Genomic DNA, 24741 nt, shown 5'->3' with positions numbered 1-24741 from the left:
GTTGCCGCCATGCCGCAATGGGCATGGCGGATTTCAATCGAACGATCGCTTAGTGTTTGTCGTCGACGACCGGCTTGTCGAAGATCTTGTCGTCGATCGTGGGGTTGATCTCGATCTTCGTGAACTTCACATCGCCCATCCCCATGTTGATCGCCATCGGGAAGATGAGGCCGTTGCCGACCTTCTCGAAGTTGCTGAAGTTGATAGTCTGTTCTTGATCTTGTCCGTCCACTTTCGCTTTGGTGGTCGTGCGGATCAGATAGTTATTCGACGGATCGATGAAGAGCGAGCTGACGGTGCCGTTGGTTTTGGTAAGCTTCAGTTTGTAGCATTCGGTCCCATCGACGTCTTCTTTGCCGATGTACTCGCAAGTTTCGCCCTTCTGCTTATAGTCGAGGAGCTGGCCCTGGATGTCGAGCTGGTCTTGCTGCATCTTGACGGCGTCGGGCGTCTGGGCCTCGGGTTCTTTCTGACCGGCAAAGGGCATATAGACCCAACCGCCGTTTGCGGTGACGATATTGATGCCGGACATACCCATCACGGTCATGTCCTGGCGCATCGCCTTCTTGTGGACGACGGTCAGTGTCATGGGGATTTTGGTGCCGTTCGCATTGACCTCGCCGACCATCCGGATCGAGTGCAGATTATGCCAGGCATCTTTGCCGCCGATGGCTGCAAGATACTTATCGACGACCTCATCGGCCGATTGAGCGAAAACGGAGCTCATGCCGATAAGGACAAGAGCGAAGGCGAACAGAAGCGAGCGAGTGTTCATGAATGACGATGAATGGAATAGATAGAATCGTAGGTCACAAATGAATGCTCTATGGCATCCGATACTGATTGCACGAACGGGTACCACAGAAGTTTCACGGTGGCTGGCGGGTTGCCAGCCTACGGGGGTATAACGATTTCGGGGGACAGTTCATCTCCCATTCCGGGATTTCGGTGGTGGCTCCGTTTTGACTGTATTCCACTAGTCATTCTGAGCACCTTCGCTTTGCTCAGAATGACGTCTGTGTAAACTATTTGAACAGAGCAACTACCGGGGTTTCTTCGGCAGCCGCCGACCGGAAGGCCAATTGCGTGATCGAACCGGATCTGACGGACACAATTGTGGCACCGTGATCTGGGAGACGAGCGGCCTTGCTGCCAATAGTGAGGCGTTAACGCCTCGTCGTATGAATGCCGGATACACGGTCATTGTGAAATGTAACGACCAATACATCCGGATCGATATTGAATAATTCGGGACGAATGCCAAGCGTATATGACCATTCGTCGTCTGCGGGATTATTTTCATCCGATCCGAGTAGGCTACGAACTTGCTCTTGAGATTCCCCGATACGCAAGTACTTGTCTTCGAGATCGTCCACCATCATATACCGATCGTCGGGATTTGTGGCCCATGAACGAGCATCGAAGGAGCGATGAGGGTAATAACTCATTACCGCGACGAAGAGACCGATGCCTGCGACATAGACAACAAACGACACGAACAGTGCGCCCAATAGATTCACGAGTACTCGGTTTCGCTTCCTGTGGATGCGTCTGCCGATCACTCGGTTTGCAAGCACGTAACTTCCATACAGTACAGCGCAAGCGAGCACTACGATTGTGGCGACTATACTCATCGATCGTGCTTATGTCGTCCGTACCGCTTATCGTTGCACGGCCGGAATACACTTTGAATAATGAAGAACAATCATCCATGTACATGACGGATGAACGTTCAATCACCTTACAGTCTGCAAGCACGATTACCGGGCGACGGTAATCGTTTGTGTTTGCTCGGTGTTTCCGGCATGGAATCGGCAGAGATATATTCCACTGGGGAGCGAAGACACGTCGATGGTGGTCGTGTATGTTCCTTGCGTCTTGTATTCGCTCACGGGTATTTGCACTGTTCGGCCTAAGAGATCGACGAGTGATATCTCGACCATCGATGACTGAAGTACGGTATACTCGATGTTGGTCACGACCGATGAGGGATTCGGATAGTTTGAAATCGATGGCGTTGGTGAAGACTTCGACTCACCGACGGCGGCGTCGCCGAAATGCAAGATTGCAAAGCGATACGACGGGAATGTCGAATTGACGTTGCTGAACCCGCCAGCGACATAGAGGGAAGCGCCGTCATTCGCAAGACCATACACGCTGTAGTCGGCGCCGCCAAGTGCGGAACTCCAACGGGTGCCGTCCCATCTAGCGAGCGCTGAAAAATTGGCGCCTCCCGCTTTTGTGAACGCGCCGCCGACGTAGAGGTCAGCGCCCCGAGCAGACAGTGCGTACCCTGTGTAGTTCAGTCCCGTGCCGAGCGCATGCCAGCTCGATCCGTCCCAGCGGCCAATGCCGTTCAACCGTGTCGAGTTCGATGCCGTGAACCATCCGGTTGCGTACAGCTCGTCGCCGATCGAGACGATAGACAGAGCCCGATCGTTGAGCCCATCCCCGACCTGCTGCCAGCTATTTCCGTCATACATGACGATATTGTTCACGTCAGTACCGTCTGCGGTGTAGATGGTACCGCCGACATATAGATTCGATCCTTTCAGATACAGCGCGTTGACCCAGCCGACAAGCGGGTGATCAATGCGGGTCCAACTTGATCCGTCCCACTTGCCGATATACGTATTGAATGAATTGCCCTCGTGCGCAAGCTCGTTGGCGACATACACATTTGTGCCATCGCTTTCCATGGCATACACAATTCGATTCGAACCTGCTCCAAGCGGTGTCCATCGTTTGCTCTCGAGGTCATAACAGGCGACGTGTGTCGCCGGTAAGCCGTCGGCGTGCATGAATTCGCCGCCAGCGTAGAGCTTTGAGCCGACGAGTTGCAGGCTCCAGACGTTGCCGTCGAGCCCGCCACCGAGCGCAGACCACGTTCTGCTGGCCTTGTCGAATACCGCAATATGGTTCATCGGCTGCAACGCGATGTCGGTGAACTCGCCGCCGACAAATACGGAGCGATCGTTCGCAATGGTGGCGTATGTTGCCGTATAGTTGTAGCCGCCATACGGACCAGTAAGGGTTCCGAATGACGAACTCCAGTCGCCGCTTCGGAGGTTGAAGTTCGCCAGATGTTCCGCATCGTTTAAGATCGAAGGAGACCCGAAGGATCCGCCGACAACGAGCGACGTATCCACCTTGGCGAGCGCATGGATCTCGCCGTTGACGCCGTTTGCTACGGCGGAGAACGCACCATGCGAATAGACCGAGAGGGCATGCGAGGCGACGCCGGCGATGGCGGAGTACTGGCCACCGATCACGAGCGAGTCGCCGCAGACAGTGAACGCACTGATGCTGCCGTGCCCGCAGCCGAGACTACTGTCCGGTCCGAACGTTCGCCACTGGGAGCCATCCCATGAGGCAAGGCCGAAGATGTCTTGATTACCGTCGGCAGTGTGCCAGAAGGAGCCGCCTACCCATAACGAGTCATGAAAGAACGTAAGAGCATCGACGGTGCCGTCGAGCCCTTGAGCAAGTGGCTGCCATCCACCGGCTTCGGTGTACATTGCGATCGAGTTACGGCCGGTAGAATAATCCCAAAAGTCACCACCGGCGTAGAGCGTATCGTGCCGAGTGAGGAGTGTTGTGACCGGCGAGTTGAATGTGGCACTCAGATCGTCCCAGGTGGAGCCGTTCCAGCGGGCGATGTACGGTGTGGCAGAACCACCGGCCGAAGAGAAGTTGCCACCGACGATGAGGTCGTCGCCAAGGAATGCGATCGCATTGACCGTCGCATCGACGCCGCCGCCGACTTCGGTCCACGATGAACCGTCCCACACGGCAATGCCTTGCAACGATGTCGAACCGGCCCCGCCATCCGATTTGAAGCGGCCGCCGGCATACAGCTTTCCGTTATGCAAGGCCAGTGCCATGACTGAAGGGCCAAGGCCGTCGGCAAGCGGGGTCCATGCGTTGGTATGCTTGTCGTATGCAATAATATGCCAGACATTCTGAAAGTCGAAACGCTGGAAGCAGCCGGCGACATAGACGAAGTTGGTGTCCGCGACGATCGCGTTGACTCGTGCATGGTCGATGCCGTCAAAATAGCTAAGGTGATCGTAGAACATCGAGTCCCAGTAATCACCCGCCGCTTGCGGAAGATACACGATCGATCGCTGAAGGGTAGGTCGACCGGTGGCCGCATCTGCCGATATTGCAGGCTGATGCACCGCCGGAGGTTCAAGCGCCGAACCAAACGGATAGCGTGGGATCCGCTTCGGCTGCGCAACGGCCGAATGAGCTGCGACAATGACAGTCGATAGGATAAGGAACGTACGGGACAGTTTCATAGCGATGATCGATGCAATGACTCCAATATAACCTGTACAAAGATACGATGCAGTCGCCGTCCGATCCTAATGTTCAGAGCGCGTATATTTGCATCTTCATCATCGCAGTGCATTCAATCATGATAATTGGAAAGTCAGTTGTTGCGGTCGGTTTGATCGCGCTTTGTTCGGCAGTAACTGGGTGTGGTATGTTGCTTGCATCCAAGTACGACACGGTGACCGTCAGCGTTACGCCGGATAGTTCGAAGGTGTTCGCAAACGGACAGTTCCTTGGCTATTCGCCGGTTCGCGCAGAGCTCGCACCGCGCGAACGCCAGGTTATCGAAGTTCGGCACGATGGGTTCGAACCGCAGACCTTGATCATGGCCACTGACATTCATCCGCTATGGCTGACCGCCGATGTGATACTCACAGCCGGCCTTGGGGCGATCTTCGATGCGACATCCGGCGGATGGAACAAGTTTCGCGCGCCGCATATTGTGATGGACCTTTCAAAACTTCCGCCGCCCGGCACGCAGGACTGATCTGGCGAGCGCAGTTCTCTCTGGCGAGGCCGAGACGCTCCGTATTTTTGCGCTCGGCGGACGTGCACCTATTGCATGCGTCCGTTTCGCAGCATTGTAGAATACAACGATCCATGAACATCATTCTTTTCGGACCGCCGGGCGTCGGCAAAGGCACGCAGGCTGAGCGCATTCGCGACCAGTATAACCTGCATCACATCTCGACCGGAGATATCCTCCGTGCTGCCGTGAAAGACGGCACGCCGCTCGGTCTCGAAGCCAAGAAGTATATGGACGCCGGGGAGCTCGTGCCGGATTCTGTCATTATCGGGTTGGTCAGGGAAGTGCTCGTCGCCGACCAGAAAGCCGGCAAAGGTTTTCTGCTCGATGGCTTCCCACGGACGGTCGCACAGGCCGAAGCGCTCGACGGCTTATTCACTGAGCTTGCCATCGCGAACGTGCGCATCGTCGTCCTCGACGCGCCGGAAGACGAACTCGTTGCACGGCTTGTCAAGCGGGGACAGGAATCGGGTCGCTCGGACGATACCGAGGAGACCATTCGTCACCGCCTCGTCGTCTATCACCAGCAGACGAAGCCCGTTCAGGATTACTACGCACAGCGTCGCACGCTCGACATGGTCAACGGCCTCGGCCAGATCGACGAGATCACCGAGCGGATAAAGGCGAGCTTGGGGTAGTATGGGTTCGGCCCGCATCTTGAGGGCGTGCGGCAGATTTGTATGGAACACACAACAGAGATCACTGACGAGCGTTGGTCGCTCGCGCATCGCGTCGGATTTCGGTTCTTCGCGGCGTTCGTCGTCTTGTCGACCACGATATGGTACAATATTCCATTTACCTCCGGATGGCTACTGTCAAGTCTCAATACGGCAATCTTTTGGCTTGGCAGCCCCCTATTGGACTTCTTCGGAATCGGTGAACCGGATATTTCAACGGCTGGAGCAGGGGATGTCCACGCAACGCTGGCTCGAACGGTTCTGAACCTCTTCTTCGCCGCTCTGATCTCGCTGTGTTGGAGCTTCCTCGATCGCAAACGGGCATCCTACGTTCATCTGCGATATTACCTCCGGTTATTGGTTCGTTTGGATCTGAGCATGATGATGATGTGGTATGGGATTGTGAAAGTCCTCTGTCTGCAAATGCCCGCCCCGACACTTGCAACACTGGCAATGCCCTTCGGAGAGCAATCGCGCATGCAGCTTGCATGGAATTTTGTCGGCAGTTCGGCTACGTATCAGCAATTTAGCGGAATACTGGAGGTTCTCGCGGGATTATTGTTACTCTATCGGCGTACGTCGATCATCGGCGCGTTTGTCGCGGCCGGTGTCCTTGCAAACGTCGTGATGATGAATTTCTGTTATGGTATACCGGTCAAATACTATTCGAGCTACCTCTTTATACTCGCACTCTATGTGCTATCCGAGGTCGCGCTGCCGTTATGGCACATGATCGTACAGCGAAATGCGTATGCCGATACGAAGGCGTATCAACCACAGATTCGGATCTGGCTCAGGGGCGCATGGGTTGTGATCATTTGCTATGCAGTGTGGGAAACGCTGGGTGCAACCGTGTTCGCGAGCCCACACGATCCTCGTATGCTTCGCTCTTTGCATCCGGCGCTCTATGGGAATTATAAAGTAATTTCATTCGAGGTGAACGGCGTGCCAATGAATGATGTCAGGGATGAACAACGTTGGAATCAGCTCGTTGTTGGTGAATCGCTCGATAGCGCGAAATTCGATGGCATGCTTCGGGTGGGCTTCGACGATGTTCGGCCCTTCTTGCTTCAACCAACTTCAGACAGAGAGTGTGTGATGAACTTCGAACGACCGATGTACGAATCGTATAGTGTCCGCATTATCCGACACGATTCGACGAGTGCAGAATTGCTCGCCCGCAAAGAACAACTGGAGTTTCGGCTGCTCTTGCGAAAAAGCGATCATCAGTACAAACTCGAGCAAGAGCAATTCCGCTGGAACTTCGATTGGTAGGACTCAACGAATATGATTACGAACGACTACGTCAAGGCGCAGGTCGCCAAAGGGAAAGGCTATACCATTGTGTTCCTCACGGCCGGTCCGCATCGGCATGACTATCCGCAGGATAAGCTGGAGGAGAACCATTGGGCACACCTTCGGTACTTGTTCTCGCTGAAAGAAGAGGGGAAGCTGCTTGTCAACGGTCCGGTGACCGATCATCCCGGAATCTTCGGCATGTCGATCTACGCATCGAGCGACAAGGATGAAGTTCGCTCATACGTTGAAGCCGATCCTGCAGTGCAGGCCGGGAGGTTCAGCTATGAGATCTATTCCTATTTCAGTATGCCGGGCTCTGCATTATCGTAACGCCCCTTCGAGCGCAGTACGGGCGTCGGTCTTGTCGTCGCGATACTTAATGATCACCGGAGCATAGAGGGAGAGGCCGTGTTCGTCGGCGAAGGGCGAACGGCCCGCGAGCGAGCGAGTGCCTGCGACGATCACTGCACCTTCCGGCACGACGAGCGGTTCGTCCACGGAGGCACGTTTGATCACGGTCGAATTCACCAGATCGTAGATCGGCGTCGAGCCCGTGAGGATCACGCCGGAACCGAGCACTGCTCGTTTCTTTATGATACAGCCTTCGTACACGCCACAGTTGCCGCCGATCATTACATCGTCTTCTACGATGACAGGCATCGCTCCGGCAGGCTCAAGCACACCGCCGATCTGCGCCGCAGCGCTCAGGTGAACCCGTTCTCCGACCTGCGCACACGAACCGACAAGCGCGTGCGAGTCCACGAGCGTCCCGCTGCCGACGTACGCGCCGATGTTGATATATGCCGGAGGCATGACGATGACGCCGGGAGCAATGAATGCGCCGTCGCGGATGGTCGTCCCGCCAGGGACGATGCGCACACCGTCGGAGTGTTTGAACTCACGTGCAGGAACGGTGCTCTTGTCGGCGAACGAGAATGGTGCCGGTGACGGCATCATCTCGAGAACACCGAGCCGGAAGCCAAGCAGGATGCCTTGTTTGACCCAGGTATTGACTCGCCATCCGGAACCAGCGGAGCTGTCGGGTTCGGCTGCGCGAACCGTCCCCGCATTGAGCGATGTGCGAAGTTCAGCAAATGTAGCCAGCCCTTCCTCTCGCCGAGCAGCGAGATCGGATGTGAGTAACGATTCGATCGAAGCCTGGAGCGATGCAGCGTTTGTCATAACGCAAAAATACGAGTGGAGCGGAATTAAGAAATAAGAATTGAGAAACGAAACTGTTCCGTAGGGGCGAGGCATGCCTCGCCCGAGTCCGCGGACACACGAAGACCGGGCGATGCATGTGATGCCCTGCAATAATGTTGTGACAAAAAAAAGCCCCCGTTGCAAGGGCAACGGGGGCTCATGAGGCAGTAAGAGATCAATTCAAGTGCAAGTAGTGATAGAAGAACTTACCGCCCCACACTTGCGCGCTGAATAGTTACTTCAGCTTAAAACTCATCGCGGCTTTCTCGAATTCCGGTCGGAAGAGGCTTTCGACTTCCTTCGGCCAGTTGATCGTGATGCGGTAGGCGTTCGCGCCCTTGACGATGAAGTATGCGCGCGAGCCGTAACCGGACGACACCGAGTAGTTGATCATCTTCGCGGGCTGACCGCCGATCGTGACGTTGCTCGGAGCAATGCCGCCGTAGGTCTTCGACGCGGCTGCGGCGAAGGCATCGAGCGTTGCATTGTTCGAGGGGATCACATCGACCATGATCGTGGCGCCTTTCCAGTCGCCTTCGAACTTCATTCCCTTCGCTGTTGCCTGGGCGTTGAAGTTTTCGGGGTAGGAGATCGAATAGCCGTTGCCGTTGTAGTTCGAGAGATTCGGCGACGGTGCGGCTTCCTTCTTGAGCTGCTCCATCGTGGCGCTGTCGATCTTACCCGGCGTGAGCTTCAGCACATAGCCGAGCGTGACAGAGGCTTCTGCGAGATCGAAGACTGGCTTATACTTTGCCATCCGGCCTGCGCCGAACGTGGCAGCCTGAAAGTAGGTGACGATCGAATCCTTGTTCGAGTAGATACGATAGCCCATATAGGCATCCTCGTCGGTACCCGTATTGAACGTTACCTTGAGTGCCGGTTGTCCGCCAAGTGTTGCCGCTTCGGGCTTCGAGAAGGTGATGCCCTCCATGCTCTTGGTGAACTCGTCGATGGCGGCCTCTTTGGTCATGCCGTCCTTGACGCCGACTTCGACCATGGCGCCGAACGCACCTTCGGTAAACTTTTGGAAACGGATTTCGCTCTCTTGGGAAGAGAAGTAGCTCGTCCGCTGTCCGGGTGTCGATTCGGCGACCCAAGCCTTCGGAGCTTTGAACGTGAACTTATAGACCTGATCGCGGAACGTGACTGTCTCGCCGGGTTGCACCGGCGTCATGTCTTCGGACTTCTTGCCGCAGCTTGCAACGACAAATGCCAGCAGCGAAAGGATAAGAAAGCGTTTCATGGAAATGATCGATTGAATAATAGACAAAAATACGCAAAAAGAGTCGTCTCCGTACTGTGTTGCTGGTTGACGCCTGTTGGGGGAGTGGAACGACTAAAAGCCGTTCTGAGGACCGGATGATATCGTAACTTTGTCCCGATGCAGACAGCACTTTCAAAACGTCTCGGAATCACTTACCCGATCATCCAGGCTGGCATGGTCTGGACGAGCGGAGCGAACCTCGCCATTGCCGCTGCGCGAGCCGGTGCGCTCGGGCTCATCGGTGCAGGCTCGATGAAGCCGGAACTGCTGCGCGAACACATTCGCAAGGCCAAAGCGACCGAAGTCGCCGATACGATCGGAGTCAACATCCCGCTTATCCGCGGCGATGTCGATGCGCTTGTTGCTGCCACCATCGAAGAAGGCGTAAAGATCGTCTTCACGAGCGCAGGCTCGCCGAAAGTGCATGCCGAAAAATTTAAGAATGCAGGATGTTTTCTCGCGCATGTCGTCGCAAGCGTGAAGCATGCGAAAAAGGCGGTCGAAGCGGGTTGCGATGCGGTGATCGCCGAAGGCTTCGAAGCCGGGGGACATAACGGCGCTGACGAGATCACGACGCTATGCCTCGTGCCGCAGGTCGTCGATGCAGTCGATGTGCCGGTTATTGCTGCAGGCGGAATTGCTGATGGAAGACAGATGCTTGCAGCATTGGCGCTCGGCGCCGAAGCGGTGCAAGTCGGTACTCGTTTCGCTGCGACGATCGAGGCGAGTTCGCATCCGAACTACAAGCAAGCGATCGTCGAATGCGAGGATACTTCTACTATTCTTGCTCTCAAGAAGGTCGCACCGGTCCGACTCAAGAAGAATGCGTTTGCGCTGCGTGCGTTCGATGCGCAAGTGCATGGCGCATCGAAAGAAGAAGAACTGGCCATCCTCGATCGCAAGCGCGAGATGCGCGGCATCTTCGAAGGCGATCTCGACGAAGGTGAGCTTGAGATGGGACAATCGTCCGGTCTTGTGAACGAGATTATTCCTGCCGCCGAGGTGGTGAATCGTCTGGTTGCGGAATACCAAACTGCATTAGCACGTCTGAACAGTTTGTGATCGTCTGAACACAGAAACCGCTCGCCCCGGATGGTCCGAAGCGAGCGGTTCAATGAAAATCAATAGTCTTAGCGGGCGATTTCGATCTTGGTCTCCGCCGTTTCTCCGTGCGAGGTAGTGACGGTTAGCATATACGTTCCTGTCGAGAGTGTAGCAGGAAGTGCCAGTTCCGTTGAACCCGAGCTTGTTGTCGTGCCAAGCACAGCACGACCGGAAAGGTCATAGAGTGTCAAGCGCACCGGGCCGGTTGTGCCGTTCAATCGGACGCTGCAGTGGTCGCGCACCGGATTGGGAAACGCAGTGACCGAGACCGACGCTACTGAGCCCGTCTCCGTCCGCACGCTGCGCTGCTCCGCGTTGATGCTGCTGACGTCAAGCGCCCATGCCGAGCGCCCGTGTGTTCCGGCGACAAGCCAGTTGCGGTACATCGCGAGCGAACCGACAACAAGATGCGGCATACCGGTACCGATCGACGACCACGTTTTACCGCCGTCGGTAGTAACGAATACACCCACATCGGTTGCGGCGAACATGCACTGGTTCTTCTTCAGCGGATCGCCCTGCTCGGCAAGCGAATCGATCACGAACGCATTGAGCGATGTATTTGGCAGATTCCCGCTAATATTAGTCCAGTGTTTGCCGCCGTCAATCGTCTTATACAGATGGCCAGAGGCCGAACCGGAGAACGAGATAAACGCGGTGAGCGAATCGCTGCGATCGGCTTCGAGCCAGTTCGGACTGAGATTCGCCAACCCGGCCGAGTCGGCGCGAATCCACCGCGGCATCGAATCTTGCGGCAGCGATTCGTTCAGCGTTGTACGCCACACCGCACGTGCGCCGCCAAGGATTCCAGCGGCCCAGATCATCGGTCTGCCGTGGCTGTCGCGAGGCCCGAGCGCCATCGTCTCGATGCTGCCGGTGTACCACGTTTTCGGATTGCCAGGGCTGCCCGCTAATTGAGGCGACCAGCGGGTGATCACCGTGCCGCTGTCGGGAGTGGTAAAATCGAGCGTCGATTTATAGACGTACACTTTGCCGGTATAGACATCGCGGCCGTTCTGCTTATCGAGCAGGACCGGCGGGATAAATGTGCAAGATTCGGACGAATCTGTAATCCCACGACGTTTCGCAATCGCCGAAAGATCGAACCACTTCTTCGCATTCGGGTCGAGATTTCCAGCATCGCTAAAGAGATTTGGTCGAAGCGAATCGAGTGTCGTTCGAAAGAATATCTTCCCGAGCTGCAGCGATGTCACAATGTGCGCTGGATTGTTCGGATCGCTTTGTGCCATGCCACCGTCGCCGCGATTGATCCAGTCCCAATCGGCGTTCGCCGAGAAGCCGTGCGACACCGTCCCGTTATCTTGCGTGCCGCCGAAGAATTTTAACGAATCGACAGGGAAGGGATCCGCGATGTGGTCCATGCCGCCGTACCATGGTTCGAGGTGATAGAACATCGTGATCGGCAAACCCTTGAGCTGCGTCCAATTCTGACCGAAGTCGGTTGTGTTGAAGACGCCGCCGTCTTGCCCGTTCAAGATATCGGTGCCGTTTATCGCCGCTGTGAATGCCAGGGCATGCATGTCGGAGTGTTGCGACCGGTCGTTGGCGAAGTAGTGAGGATATGCATTCGAAATATCTTTCCACGTGTTGCCGCCATCGCTCGAGCGGAGGATGTCGATACCGCCGAGATAGATATCGTCGGGGATATGCGGGTTTGCCACAAGCAGATTATTGTATCCGCCCTGACGATTGAAGATATCGACGCTGTCAATATTATTACCGAGGAACGGAATTCGGAACGACGAGTCGAGAACGACCTGCCAGCCGGATTCCGGATTTGTCGTGCGAAGGAGCACGTTGAAATTATCGGCAAGGACGTAGCCCGTCAGCGGGTCTTTATCGACCTTCGATGTCAGCGCGTACAGCGTCGGGACGCCTTTACTATTGGTCGTCCAGAGCAGTGACGAGCGTGATGCATGTTTGAATGTGATGCCGTTGATGTAGCCGGAGCCTGAGATCGTATCGATACGATTCCATGTCATGCCGCCATCTCGCGTACGCCACAGTCCAGTGTTCGGAACGTTCACTGCGTTGCTTGCGCTTGTCACCTTCTGCCATGTTGCAGCGACGATGTCGTTGCGATCGGAAGGGTTCATCGCCATGTCGATCACGGGTACAGACGGGGCGAGCTTATTCTTCGCCGTTCGCACGAGCAATGACTGCACCCACGTTGCGCCGAAGTCAGTAGTTTTCCAGACACCTCTGTTCGAATCGGCGGTGTTGCCTGGCCCTGGGATGCAGACCCACACGATGTTCCGGTCCGATGGATCGACGATGACCTTCGAGATGTACTGTGTCTTCGTCAGTCCGAGGTTGGTCCACGTCTCACCGGCATCGGTGGAGCGCCAGAGCCCGTTGCCGGGGTAGCTATCGGCGCTCGAATTGCATTCACCCATGCCGAGATAGATCGTGTTCGCGTCGTGCGGATCGATAGTGATGCACCCGACGGAGATTGCAGAAAATGTGTCGGTAAGCGAGCGCCAGGATACGCCGTGATCGGTTGTCTTCCAGAGTCCGCCGGCCGCACCGCCTACATAAAACGTGTTCGGGTCGGTCGGATGTGTTGCGATCGACGTCACACGTCCGCCTATCTTAAACGGCCCGATCGGCTGCCACTGCATGGCCGATTGGGTGTGAATCCCTGCAGGCCGATACTGCGGAAGCGCAGCAGCCTCACGTAGCGCGTTGGGATATGCATCCGGATCGATAAACTCGTTCGGATACGCACGCTTGCGGTACCAATCGCCGTTGGGCTCTTCGCCACCCGAGCTTGGAGCAGGATAGTGCAGCCGCAGTTCGGTCTCGGCTGTGTCTCGCTTGGTGTGCTTCGAGCGCTTCGCGACGTGCTTCGAGGTACGATGCGTACGGTGTTTGTGAACGATCTTCTTCGTTGCGCGGGGATTGGTCTGCTTGCTGGATGACTGTTCGGACTGTGCGAAGCCAACGGAGGCTACCACGGTAACGACAGCAACACAGAGTGCGAGAATGCGACGGGTCGAAATGATACTCATAGCATAATTACAAGGATGGCATATCGACAACAATTCCCATGAAACGGATGGGGATTCGTTCACGTAGCACCGACGTTACCGAACCTTCGCATGCATACCGTCAACTCTATAGTAAACCGACTACTTGCGCTCGCCGCCGCAGGCATCGTTGCATTCTCCTCGAGCGCGACGTTTGCGCAGGGCGGTAATTTCACGAAACTTCCCGCGTCGGTCAATAGTCCGACCGAGAGCGAAGTACTACCCGTTATCTCCGCCGACGGGAAGTGGCTCTATTTCGCGAGGCCCAGAGTTGGCATCGACGGCAACACCGTGATCGACATTTGGTGCAGCCGTCACGATAGCACAGATCGCTTCGCCACAGCGACCATTCAGGGTGGCAAGCTCGCCTCACGGTACGGCATTGCCGTGACGAGTGTTGCGCCGGATGATAACACACTCTTTCTCATAGGCAAACTTCGCGAGGCACAACGTGCCGAGGATCGGGTCATGGTGACACATCGTACCAAGGACGGGTGGGCCGTGCCACAGCCGATTCACATTAACGATCTCAATGCCCGCGGAAACGTCATCGACTTTGCCTTCGGTCCGGATCAGCAGACATTGATCTTGAGCATGCAGCACGATTCGTCGATGGGCGGGCAGGATTTGTTCGTCTGCTTTCTCGACGAGAAGTCGAACACGTGGAGCACACCGCTCTGGCTTGGCGCCGAGATCAATTCGCGATCGAACGAGATCACCCCCTATCTCGCCGCCGATGGCAAGACGCTCTATTTTTCGAGCGACCGGTCCGGTGGGATCGGTGAACTCGATGTGTGGCGCGCAGAACGGCTCGATGACGGTTGGCGGCATTGGTCCGCACCGGAACATCTTGATAACACGATCAACCGACCCGGACGCACGAGCTATTACAGCGAAGACGCGGCGGGGAAGTATGCATACTATGTGTGGCGCAGAAGTCAGGACGACCAAACCGATATTTTTCGCTCACCGGCGCCGGCACGGATTGTGCCGGTTGTGCTGATTTCCGGCAGAGTACATGATGAAACCGGCGCGACGCTCGAAGCAACGATCCGCTACGAACGGCTTTCCGATGGCAAGACGCTTGGCCTTGCACATAGCGACCCCGCTACCGGTGCATTTCAGATCACAGTGCCGGCCGGCGAAGTGTACAGCCTCTATGCCGAGCAACACGGGTACATTCCGACAAGTGAGAGCTTCGATACAAAGGCCGTCAAGGCATATTCGACTATCACGAAGGATCTGACACTCGTCAAGATCAAAGAAAACGCGGTTGTCCGATTGAATAATATCTTCTTCGAGACGGACAAAGCGACGCTGCTGCCGGAGTCGTTCGCCGAGCTTCACCGCCTTGCCGATGTGATGAAAGGGGACCAGTCGATCCGCGTCGCGATCGAAGGATATACCGATTCGACCGGCTCGGCAGAACATAACAAGAAGCTCTCGGAAGCTCGTGCAGAAGCGGTGGTCGATTATCTTATCTCACAAACAGTCGCATCGAACCGCCTCGAAGCGCACGGATACGGCTCCGAACGTCCGCTTGAATCCAACGCAACCGAAGAGGGAAGAGCAACGAACCGGCGAGTGGAATTTCGGATAGTCGGGAATTGAGAATTGAAACATTGATAAGCAACCGTCCGTCGTTGCGAAGAGGTCTTTTGCCCGAACGAAGCAATCTACGAACCTGAAACAGGTGCTTCTTCACGTTCTTAGATTGCTTCGTCGTCGCTTCGCGACTTCCCCGCAATGACATTCGATGAAATTGTGGTTGCACCCTATCTCAATCTTCAATGCTCAGTTCTGCGACACCACGTGCATCTTATTGGTCCGCTCCGAGTGTCCGTTTTTCGCATTGAGAATATAGGTGCGGGTCGTGTCGAACCTGACTTTTACCCAACCGGAATCCTTGTTTACAGGCACTCCGTCGAGCGTCACTTCGTCGGCATGTTCGACGACCCAATAGAGCTTCACGCTGTCTCCTTTGAAAAATCCTTGCGGCTTCGTGTCGAATGTGACAATGCGTACATCCGGTCCGCAGGAACTCAGCGCGATCGCGGCAACCAATGCGGTCAATACGAATAGTTTTCTCATATCCCTTTCAAGAGGACGGCTGCGAAAAGAATTCCGCAACTACGAATGTAACTTCGGTGGGGGTTGGCAGTTTCTCGTTCAGACACACAACAACAAGCTGTTACTCCGATGAAGCATATTCTTCCCGTCTTCGCTTTCCTGGCAGTCCTGCTGGCCGCTCAATCCTCCAATGCCCAATTGTGGCAGCAGACGAATGGGGTGGGGACGGATGGGATCAATTCGATCGTTGTCAACACACAAGGGCATCTCTTTATCTGTGGACGAGGTCTAATGAGGTCGACCGATGCCGGGCTCACGTGGGAGACGCTTCCTTCAGGAGGAACAATCGGTAACCTCTATCGACTGATGATTCAACCAAGTGGAAGACTACTCATTTCACATCGAATTATTGGAGGCAATACAGCCGATAGCATTTATGCCTCGGATGACGAAGGGATTACTTGGACGGGGCTGGCTGTGACAGGCGGCCGCATTTGGCAAGGCGCGAATGGCGTTCTGCTCTTTGCCGGCGATCAGGGGTACCTCCGTTCGATAGACGATGGGAAGACTTGGACGCCGTTTACACTTACCGGTGTAACTGAACCGCCAACACAATTCTACAGCACTTCTGGCGGCGTGTTAATTGTGATTGCCCAATATATGTACCGCTCGACTGACAATGGGATCAGTTGGAGCAAGGTTGTAAACGGGCTTCCCCCTATACTATCGTATCCATTACCTATCATAGAGATGCAAGATGGGTCGCTCTTTTTGGCCAATATGTTCTCGTATCGTTCGCTCTGTAAGTCTACCGATCAGGGGCGGACTTGGGTAGCCGATTCCCAATTTATCAATCAAGAGATCCAAGGAATCGTCGTTGACCGAAATGGTGGAGCACTGATGGCGAGAGGTCTCTTCACCTGGCTGACAACGGACTTTGGCAAAACATGGATCAAAGAGACTCTCGCTCCGGTCTGGGGAGCAACGGCCTCGGAAGGGAGTAGGAGCTTTCTCCTCAGAGATGGTAGTACTTTGTATCGGTTTCAACCGCCCTCAGCGCCGACGGTCGTATCCGGTGCAAATGGTATGATCAATTCACTGACCGCTACTCGAACAGCGAAGATAGTAGCTTTCGATATCGACGGACAGGGTGGTGGTTTTCCAGCTTGGAGTAGTGATCAAGGAACTTCCTGGCAGATCGTCAAATCACATGTGGTCAGTACGGCGGCGGCTACAGATTCCTCCGGAGATATTCTCGTTGGATCTGGTGGCAGTGTGCTGTTGTCGGCGGATGATGCTCAGACTTGGAATACTGCTTCACCGTCACTCACCAGCGGTCTAATCTCCGGCATTGCCGTCCGCTTCAACGGCGATATTTTCGTTTCTTCCTCCACCGAAGGAATCTTCCGTTCGACCGATCGCGGAGCGACGTGGGATCAGCTTACTTCCGGTATGCCGACACAAAATCTCTATTCGCTTGCGGTCGCGCCGAACGGTGATGTATTTGTCGGCTCGAACGCGAGTATCTATTATTCAACGAATGACGGACTCACATGGAGTTCGCTGAACGCAAACTTGCCTGCGACGGCAGGTAACGTCACGTCGCTTGTGGTGAACGCACAAGGAGCGATCATCGCAGGAGTGCAGAACGCCGGTATATATTGGTCGACCGATAACGGCGCGACGTGGAATCAAAAGGCAACAGGCTTCACCGCGAAGAACGTCAACACGCTCCTTGCGACACCCTCGGGGAAAGTATTCGCGGGGACGGAGGCTGGCGTCTTTTTCCTCGACACAGCAGCAGGCAGCAGTTGGATCCCGTATAATCTCGGCATCACTGCTCCAAACGTCCTGTCGCTCTGCCGCGATAATGCAGGTCGCATCTATGCCGGTACCGACGGTAGCGGTGTGTTCCGAAGTGTGCAGACCTTCAACAAGATCATTCCTGCCGATGCACCGACGATCACGCAAACGATCGGTCAGATTACATTTCCCCGAGCGCCGCTTGGCACCACGAGAGATACGATACTTGACGGCATCATCGCATCGAAGGGTTCTAACCCGCTCGAAGTCTATGGCGTGAGGCTCATAGCGGACGCCGGACAAACAGGCGATTTTTCAATCGCGAATCCACTGCCATTCCCATTCACCGTCTCGGACGGAAAACCGTTGAGCTTTACCGTCAGCGCTCATCCGCAGACGTATGGGACATCGCATGCGATGCTCTATATCTATACGAATGCACCCGAAGCTGTATCGACCGTCGAACTTGTTGCCACGGCGACGGACCAGTCTTTGGTCGGGGCTGAACACAATTCACGCAGCGGTGAGACATGTGAACTCTACCCGAATCCTGCTGCATCCGCATTCAAGATCAATCTCAGTTCTTCAGGTTTCGGTGTGGTCGATGTGCGGGTGCAGGATTGTCTCGGTCGGGTCGTGCTGACGCAACACGAGCACGTGTCGGCGGAGATGTCGACGATAGAAGTGAGCACAGCGTCGCTACATGATGGTGCGTACTACGTCGAAGTTAGAACTCCCGATGGCCGGTCCGTGACGACACCGATCGTAATCCGGAAGTAGAACGAAGAGGCCTGTAACCATTCTGGTCCGTCGAGGTTATTATCCTCGCATGAGTATGCGAGACGGATTCCGGCTTTGGGTGTGCACAGCGATCCTGGTGCTGTCGGTACCGCTGCATGCGCAATGGCGGCAAACCAGTGGGCCGGGAGGGGAGATTGACGCGTATGAGTTGGGTGGTTACACCATCACTCCGAATAGTGAGATCATCGCTGCTGCGGTCCATCCCACAAGCGAGACCGTCTTCCACAGTTCGAGCGATGGTGGAAGGACATGGACACTGGTTCGACGTACTCCGGGTCTCCTGACCACCATATTCTCCCAGCCTTCTGGGAGGGTCATCGCGGACTCGCTCGCAGCATTTGATTACTGGTATTTGAATCAGTTTCGACGCGGTGCAATCCTTTATTCAGATGATAATGGGTTGACGTGGCGACATCTGCCGCTTGCCGGCATGCAGATTTGGCAAGGCGCGAATGGGTCACTCTTTGGAGTGGACTCGCTCCGAGGCCTGGTTGGATCGCATGATGATGGCATGACTTGGACGACGATCGATTCGCCGCAAATGAACGCGCCTCTGGCACGATTGACATCATCTTCGCGCGGGGTTCTTCTCGCGGAGGCCGTTCGCTCCAGTATTTGGGATAGGACATCATACGTATCCAATGACTCCGGTATCTCGTGGTTTCGTCCTGCGAAGCAGGGCAAGTATATTGGACAGATTACGCCATGGCCCGACGGGAGTCTTATTGGAAGTGCCTCGTCTATCAGCGGTCTTAGGTCTACCGACAACGGACTGACATGGGATACGATTGTGTTCCAGCACGAAAACCCGTTTGCTGGACCAACGGGAATCATGATCTCGGAGGCCAGCGAGGCTGGGCCGCTGCATAGCTATTGGCAGAGTACCGACACTAACCGCACGTTTGCAGAAATCACTGATGTGCCATACGGTGTGCGTCGTTCGGATATGCGAATCTTGACCGGAGGTGCCGATGGCTCATTTCTCGGCTATGGAATTGGTGGCTTGCGTCGGATCGAAACGAACCCCGTGAGCCGGATCTCACGAATAACACCACCGATCGACCCGGTCTGGGCGCTGATGTCGGACAAGAAAGGCACCGTGTATGCATTTGCCGGTGACAGTGCGAGTGTGTGGTCTACGTCAGACCAAGGAACGACGTGGCATACAAACGATTCGTTATATGAGGGGTCGTACCTATCGCCGCCCCGATGTATGGCACTCGACTCACAGCAACGGTTCATCGGCGGCACCGACTGGACTTTGCTATACTCCGTGGGTCCTATCGGACGCGTTAGTAAGCGATGGATTAATCCTCCGGCAGTGATCGATGACATTCTCGTTCATCCGAATGGAATGGTGTTTGCTGCTTCCCCGGATGCTGGTGTCCTGCGTTCGACCGATAGCGGTATGACGTGGAACCGGTATAACCGTGGGATCGCGAACGACACGCTCCATGCGATCGCGTTGCTGCCTGGTGGCAATCTTGTCGTCGCTGGCAAGGATACGATCTACCAGAGCAGCGACCTTGGCGTGCACTGGAAAGTGGTCGCGAAATCTGTTGGAAGTGGCGCAGGAAATGTTGTGCGCTTCTTGGTGTCCTCACTCGGTACTGTGTATGCCGCAACGGATCGAACCGGAGCATACAAGTCTGTCGACAACGGCTCCACCTGGTCGCCGTGGAATGTCGGAATTGAGCATCGAAAAATCAACGCACTCATCGAGGCACCGAACGGGACTATCGTTGCGGCGACCGATAGCGGGGTCTATCTACGAAACCTCGCCATGAAAGACTGGATGCCGTACAGCATTGGGTTGAGCACGATGAATATCCTCTCGCTCTGCTTCGATCCTTCGGCACATTTGTATGCGGGGTCGGACGTGAGCGGCGTATTCGTCAGTGTCGATTCGTTTCCGGAACAATTGGTTGTTATCCCGGACGATAATCCTCCGCCGTCTCGTACGATGATCCAAGGGTGTTTCCCGAACCCCGCGGCAACAACGTGCACGCTTCGGTTTCAGGTCGATGAACAAAGTCGGGTGAGCATCGAGTTGTTCGACGAACTCGGCCGTACGGTTCGCTCCGAAGATCCGTTCGATATTGGTCCGGGGATCTATGAGTATGATCTTTCTCGCAACGAGTTGCCGTACGGCACATATTACGTGCGGTTGCGCGAAGGTGAGCGGGTCGAAACTCGATCGGTGCTTTTCGGCAGATGAACGTGCCGATCTCTACCTGCATGGTCACTACCTAAAGGCAATGATTTTCTACGTGAGGCGTAGCGCGGTATCCCCCAGAAGTTTATTGTGGTAGATGGACCCGAATGTGGGAGTCACTTCCGTGAGTTCGGTGCCAATATCTTCGGCATCGATGATGGCAGAGGGCCCCTATTACTTCACCGTGCGCTCCGGTCAGCAGACCGAGGCGCACGGGATGTTCACGATTGTGCGCTACGGTGAACGTGTTAGTGCGCGACGACGAGCGTAGTCGAGCGCACGGCATCACCGTTTCGCACGACCATACGGTATGTGCCGTTCGGTATCGCGCGAACATCGAGCTTCGCCGTGTTGCCCATCGCAACCTTGGAGAGCACCGTGCGGCCGAGCAGATCGTATACTTCGATCGTGCTTGTGCTACCCGTCCCCTCGATGTTTGACACTGTGATCGTCGATGTCGCCGGGTTCGGGGAAACCGTGATCGCCGACGCACTCGACGAGCCTGTCGAGACGCCGCGATCTTCGTTGCTGACGAAGGCGCGAGCATATAAATTCGAGAATGCAACCTGGGTTTGTCCAGTGGGGATGAAGGTACTGTCGAGCACCAGTGAATAGAATTGTCCGTTGAACAGTCCGACCATTGCCGAACGTGTATTCTCGGCCGTGCGCGTTCGTGTCGCTTCTAGATCACCACGTACCCACGTTGCGTACACTACACCCGAGTTAAGTTGTGCGTCGGTGACGACAACGATAAAGAATTCCTTCGGTACCTGAACATGATCGAAGTGGACGACCGTCTCGCCGCCAAGATTAAGTTGCTGGCGGTAGAGTGGTACGGCAGCATACTCCGAATTGCCGCTGAAGATGTCGATCAAATGGTATGCACCGCCCGAGGTCTCGAAGAGTGTGTCCGGCATCAGCAGGACCGCAACACTATCGCTTTGCAGACTGTCGATGACAATCGAGACGGAGTCGACATATCCCTGGTCCGTCGTGGGCAGGGTGATACGCTCGCCGAGCATGAGTGAAACGATCCCTCCGTAGTTCGCTCCGCCGATCCAATCGTATGTTGGAAGCGAGGGATCGAAATAGTGAATGTCCATTGTACTCAACGGCGACGTCGGCGCATGCGCCTGTGACGCTGCGGCATGAAACGCCCCAAGCATCGGGATTGGAGCTGTCGACGATGCCGACGCACCGACAAGCTGTTGTGCAACGGCAGACTGGACACAGAACAACACTACAATGGCAGTAACAAACGATCGGATCATGGTATTAAATAGAGTAGATGGAAATGATACTATCATCTCAATACCGTTGGGTGGTCTCCAATGGTTCCAATAATACAGGACGGAAGCATTCTGTACCGCTCGTGTGTTGCAGTACATCTATTCATTTCACGCTTCGTTATCCGATGAGTCGTTTTTCATTGCTGTCAGTGTGCGCGCTGCTGCTTGCGGTATATGCTTCTGTTACATTTGCTCAAACCGGCGCAAAACGCAGACCGACGCTGTCGCAGGATACGGTCGCGACCGCCACGGCCTCAACGACCTCGATGGAACGACAAAACTCCTGGAGTTTCCTTTCACTCGGTGCGTGCGGAGTGGATGAGTTCATCAAGCAGCACCCGACATACGACGGTCGCGGGACGATCGTCGCTGTTCTCGACGACGGCGTCGATCCGGGCATCGAAGGTTTGCTCAAAACCTCGGAAGGGAAGCGCAAGATCATCGACGTGCAGGATTTCAGTGGCACCGGAGATCTTACGTATCAGCCGGCAGAGCGAAAAGGAGATCAGCTATTCCTCGGCGGCACGCATGTGCTCAGCGGTCTGGATAAACTTGCAATCCATCCGGTCGACGGGAAATATTATTATGCGGTGCTCGAAGAGTCGCATTTTAAGAACGGGCTTGGCGATCTGAACTTCAACGGCGGTAAAAGTGATAGCTTCGGCGTGATCGTCTTCGAGGACGCACCGGATCACTATGCTGCCGTCGTCGACGGCGATGCCGACGGAGATGTTTCGAATGAGAGTATCATCTCGACGTATAAGGAGAAAGGCGATCTATTCCGGCTTCGTGCGGCAGCGACCTCGACGCATCATGACGAACGATTCCTCTCCGGCGCGGTGAATATCTTCCCAAGCGAACATCGTATTAATCTCTACTTTGCTGACGGTGGTCACGGCACTCACGTTGCCGGTATTGCCGGTGGATGCAATATCGACGGACAGGTCGGCTTCAACGGAGTCGCACCCGGCGCCGAGATGGTTGCGCTCAAGTTCGCAGATAATACGATTGGCGGATTGACGGTGACCAACTCGATGAAGCGAGCGTATGAGTATGTCGTGAAGCTCGCGCAAGAAAGTGGCAAACCCGTGATCGCGAACATGAGCTTCGGTGTCGGAAGCGAACTCGAAGGTCAGAGCGTCATGGATCAGTGGCTTGATTCGCTGCTCGAGGCGCATCCTGAAGTAACCGTCTGTATTGCCGCCGGGAATGAAGGTCCGGGACTCTCCAATATCGGTCTGCCCGGGACGGCACGCAGTGTCATCACGAGCGGAGCGGGATTACCGAACGAGACCGGGCGTGACCTCTACGGCGTCGCAATGTCGAAAACGATCGTCTGGGATTTTTCTTCGCGTGGCGGCGAACTGGCAAAGCCCGATATCGTGAGCCCCGGTACGGCGATCAGCACCGTGCCTGACTATGTCGGCGGCGATCGCTACAACGGAACCTCGATGGCTTCGCCATACACGACCGGCTGCTGCGCAGTGCTCGTCTCGGCAATGAAGCAGGCATTCCCTGGGTACGTTCCGAACTCCGCACAGATCAAGCGCGCATTACAGCTCTCGGCGACACACATCGAGAACATGACGATTCTTGACGAAGGTGCTGGACTCACGAATGTGCCGAAGGCGTTCGAGTTGCTTTCGAAGTGGCAGCAGTCGGGCGGGGCACCGGGGAAGTATGCGATCAGAGTGAATGTACCGAATGCAGTCGGGAGTGGGACGGCGGCGTACTATCGCAGCGGCTTGTATCCCAAACATGGCGAACGTACCGAATTCACGATTACCCCGCTTGATGAAAAGAAAGACGGGACTCGTGCAAGCAGGCTGGGGTTCAATGCGTTCGATCTGGTTTCCACTGCAAAGTGGCTCGAGCCGGTGCAGTCGAGCATCTACAAGCGCGGTGACGGCGCGCTTGAAGCGAGCATCCGTTATGACGAGTCGATGCTCAACACACCGGGTCTTTATGCGGCGAAAATTCTTGGATACCGAAAAGGGGTTGCTCGTACCACCCCGGAGTTTGAATTGTGGAACACCGTCGTCATTCCAAACGAACTGACGCCCGAGAACAATTTTACCTGCGAAGTAAAGAACATTCCGGTCCACGTCGGATATTTGCGTCGTGAATTTTTCCGCATCCCGCCCGGGACGAAAGCAGTGGAGGTGTCGCTCGCCGTCGGCGAAGGTCAATCGAGTGCCGATGCCATTCTCGTCGATAACGACGGCAAAACATTCGGCCGATTACATGTGCAACCGAAAGAATCGGGTGAAGAGAAGACGAGATGGATCACCGGAGATGAGCTTGGAGCAGGCGTATGGGAGATCGTCGTCAAGCGCGGGCTTGGCAGCGACGACGAGACGCTTTCGAACGCAACACTCTCGGTCAAGGCGTTTCCGTTCGATGTAGAACCGCTCGAACTAACCGCGTCGCCCGAGCATGGCTTCGAAGGACAGTTCATGATGACGAACCAATCGACGGCAGTCGTTCCGGTCGGGTCGGTCACTGCGACGGTGGATGGGTACGAGCGGTACATCGACACGGTCATTGCCGTGAGTGACTCATTTACGATGCCGTTCACGGCAGGAGAGAACGATCATGCGGCGAACTTTGACGTCTCACTCGATCGTGCAGATTACAATCTATTCACCGACATTTCATTGCAGATCCTGCGACCGGATTCTTCCGCCGTTCATAACGGTGCATTCGATTGGCGCGATGCGAGTGCGCGTGTGCTGTTCAGCGCACACGATACAACACACTACGTGCTGAAATTCCGCGGCGGACTTGCGGACTCCGACAAGCCGCACTCCTTCACGCTTCACATTCACGAGACCCGCGAGTTCGATCCGATGGACAAAGATTCGAAGGCGTATGTTGCCACGACCGTGAAACGATTGTATCCCGGCCAGACGGAGCGATTCTCCTTTGAACGGACGAAAACACTTCCAGCGCTGCCACAGGGCTATCACTATAATGGCACGATCTCGTGCGGACTCGACGACGGGAAGATGGAAATTCCGATTGAGTTCAGTCGCTAACCCGTGCTGCCCCTCGCGCACCGTACTTTTGTTACACAGAATCAAAAAACCTGCGTGAGTACCC

17 protein-coding genes are annotated in these 24741 nt (G+C 55.4%); 9 read left to right on the top strand and 8 right to left on the bottom strand.

The window, feature by feature from the left end:
- Positions 1-49: 49 nt before the first annotated feature.
- The 3 genes from JSS75_08670 to JSS75_08660 form a co-directional block, all read right to left on the bottom strand.
- Positions 50-775, bottom strand: coding sequence for a hypothetical protein (locus JSS75_08670; GenBank protein ID MBS1903761.1), 726 nt, complete (start codon positions 773-775; stop codon positions 50-52).
- A gap of 391 nt (positions 776-1166) precedes the next feature.
- Positions 1167-1634: a hypothetical protein gene (locus JSS75_08665; GenBank protein ID MBS1903760.1), complete on the bottom strand. Its 468-nt coding sequence runs from the start codon at positions 1632-1634 to the stop codon at positions 1167-1169.
- Between the two features lie 126 nt (positions 1635-1760).
- Positions 1761-4301, bottom strand: coding sequence for a T9SS type A sorting domain-containing protein (locus JSS75_08660; GenBank protein MBS1903759.1), 2541 nt, complete (start codon positions 4299-4301; stop codon positions 1761-1763).
- 119 nt (positions 4302-4420) lie between these two features.
- Between JSS75_08660 and JSS75_08655 the strand changes: the two genes are divergently transcribed.
- From JSS75_08655 to JSS75_08640, 4 genes are all read left to right on the top strand, one after another.
- A complete protein-coding gene (locus JSS75_08655) occupies positions 4421-4825 on the top strand; it encodes a hypothetical protein (GenBank protein MBS1903758.1) in 405 nt (134 codons plus the stop codon).
- Positions 4826-4938: 113 nt separating this feature from the next.
- On the top strand, positions 4939-5502 hold the full coding sequence (locus tag JSS75_08650) for an adenylate kinase (protein MBS1903757.1): 564 nt from the start codon (positions 4939-4941) through the stop codon (positions 5500-5502).
- Positions 5503-5544: 42 nt separating this feature from the next.
- Positions 5545-6816: a hypothetical protein gene (locus JSS75_08645; protein MBS1903756.1), complete on the top strand. Its 1272-nt coding sequence runs from the start codon at positions 5545-5547 to the stop codon at positions 6814-6816.
- 12 nt (positions 6817-6828) lie between these two features.
- Positions 6829-7170 carry a hypothetical protein gene (locus tag JSS75_08640; GenBank protein ID MBS1903755.1) on the top strand — a complete coding sequence of 114 codons (342 nt, stop codon included), beginning with the start codon at positions 6829-6831 and terminating at the stop codon, positions 7168-7170.
- On the opposite strand, the gene JSS75_08635 is transcribed toward JSS75_08640, so the two are convergent.
- Together JSS75_08635 and JSS75_08630 are read right to left on the bottom strand one after the other, a co-directional pair.
- The gene (locus JSS75_08635) at positions 7162-8022 is read right to left on the bottom strand and encodes a 2,3,4,5-tetrahydropyridine-2,6-dicarboxylate N-succinyltransferase (protein ID MBS1903754.1); all 861 of its coding nucleotides are present in this window, start codon (positions 8020-8022) and stop codon (positions 7162-7164) included. The genes JSS75_08640 and JSS75_08635 overlap by 9 nt on opposite strands.
- Before the next feature lie 256 nt (positions 8023-8278).
- Entirely contained in the window at positions 8279-9286 is a 1008-nt protein-coding gene (locus JSS75_08630; GenBank protein ID MBS1903753.1) for a hypothetical protein, read from the bottom strand.
- A 138-nt stretch (positions 9287-9424) separates the two neighbouring features.
- On the opposite strand from JSS75_08630, the gene JSS75_08625 reads away from it, so the two are divergent.
- Positions 9425-10369, top strand: a complete 945-nt coding sequence (locus JSS75_08625) for a nitronate monooxygenase (GenBank protein MBS1903752.1) — start codon at positions 9425-9427, stop codon at positions 10367-10369.
- 68 nt (positions 10370-10437) lie between these two features.
- Here JSS75_08625 and JSS75_08620 read toward each other — a convergent pair whose 3' ends face one another.
- The gene (locus JSS75_08620) at positions 10438-13443 is read right to left on the bottom strand and encodes a T9SS type A sorting domain-containing protein (protein MBS1903751.1); all 3006 of its coding nucleotides are present in this window, start codon (positions 13441-13443) and stop codon (positions 10438-10440) included.
- A gap of 90 nt (positions 13444-13533) precedes the next feature.
- Between JSS75_08620 and JSS75_08615 the strand changes: the two genes are divergently transcribed.
- The gene (locus JSS75_08615) at positions 13534-15072 is read left to right on the top strand and encodes an OmpA family protein (protein MBS1903750.1); all 1539 of its coding nucleotides are present in this window, start codon (positions 13534-13536) and stop codon (positions 15070-15072) included.
- Positions 15073-15255: 183 nt separating this feature from the next.
- On the opposite strand, the gene JSS75_08610 is transcribed toward JSS75_08615, so the two are convergent.
- Entirely contained in the window at positions 15256-15552 is a 297-nt protein-coding gene (locus JSS75_08610; GenBank protein MBS1903749.1) for a hypothetical protein, read from the bottom strand.
- A 108-nt stretch (positions 15553-15660) separates the two neighbouring features.
- On the opposite strand from JSS75_08610, the gene JSS75_08605 reads away from it, so the two are divergent.
- Positions 15661-18114: a T9SS type A sorting domain-containing protein gene (locus tag JSS75_08605; protein ID MBS1903748.1), complete on the top strand. Its 2454-nt coding sequence runs from the start codon at positions 15661-15663 to the stop codon at positions 18112-18114.
- Between the two features lie 55 nt (positions 18115-18169).
- Complete coding sequence (locus JSS75_08600) at positions 18170-20353, top strand: T9SS type A sorting domain-containing protein (protein MBS1903747.1); 2184 nt, start codon at positions 18170-18172, stop codon at positions 20351-20353.
- Between the two features lie 245 nt (positions 20354-20598).
- Here JSS75_08600 and JSS75_08595 read toward each other — a convergent pair whose 3' ends face one another.
- Positions 20599-21621, bottom strand: a complete 1023-nt coding sequence (locus JSS75_08595; GenBank protein MBS1903746.1) for a T9SS type A sorting domain-containing protein — start codon at positions 21619-21621, stop codon at positions 20599-20601.
- 143 nt (positions 21622-21764) lie between these two features.
- Here JSS75_08595 and JSS75_08590 point away from each other — a divergent pair, with 143 nt between their 5' ends.
- Positions 21765-24677, top strand: coding sequence for a S8 family serine peptidase (locus JSS75_08590; protein MBS1903745.1), 2913 nt, complete (start codon positions 21765-21767; stop codon positions 24675-24677).
- The last annotated feature ends 64 nt before the right edge of the window (positions 24678-24741 follow it).

The sequence above is a fragment of the Bacteroidota bacterium genome, from assembly GCA_018266755.1.
Lineage (GTDB): Bacteria > Bacteroidota > Ignavibacteria > Palsa-1295 > Palsa-1295 > JAFDZW01.
Note: the sequence above shows the minus strand (reverse complement) of the source record. Positions and strands in the feature narration are given on the sequence as shown.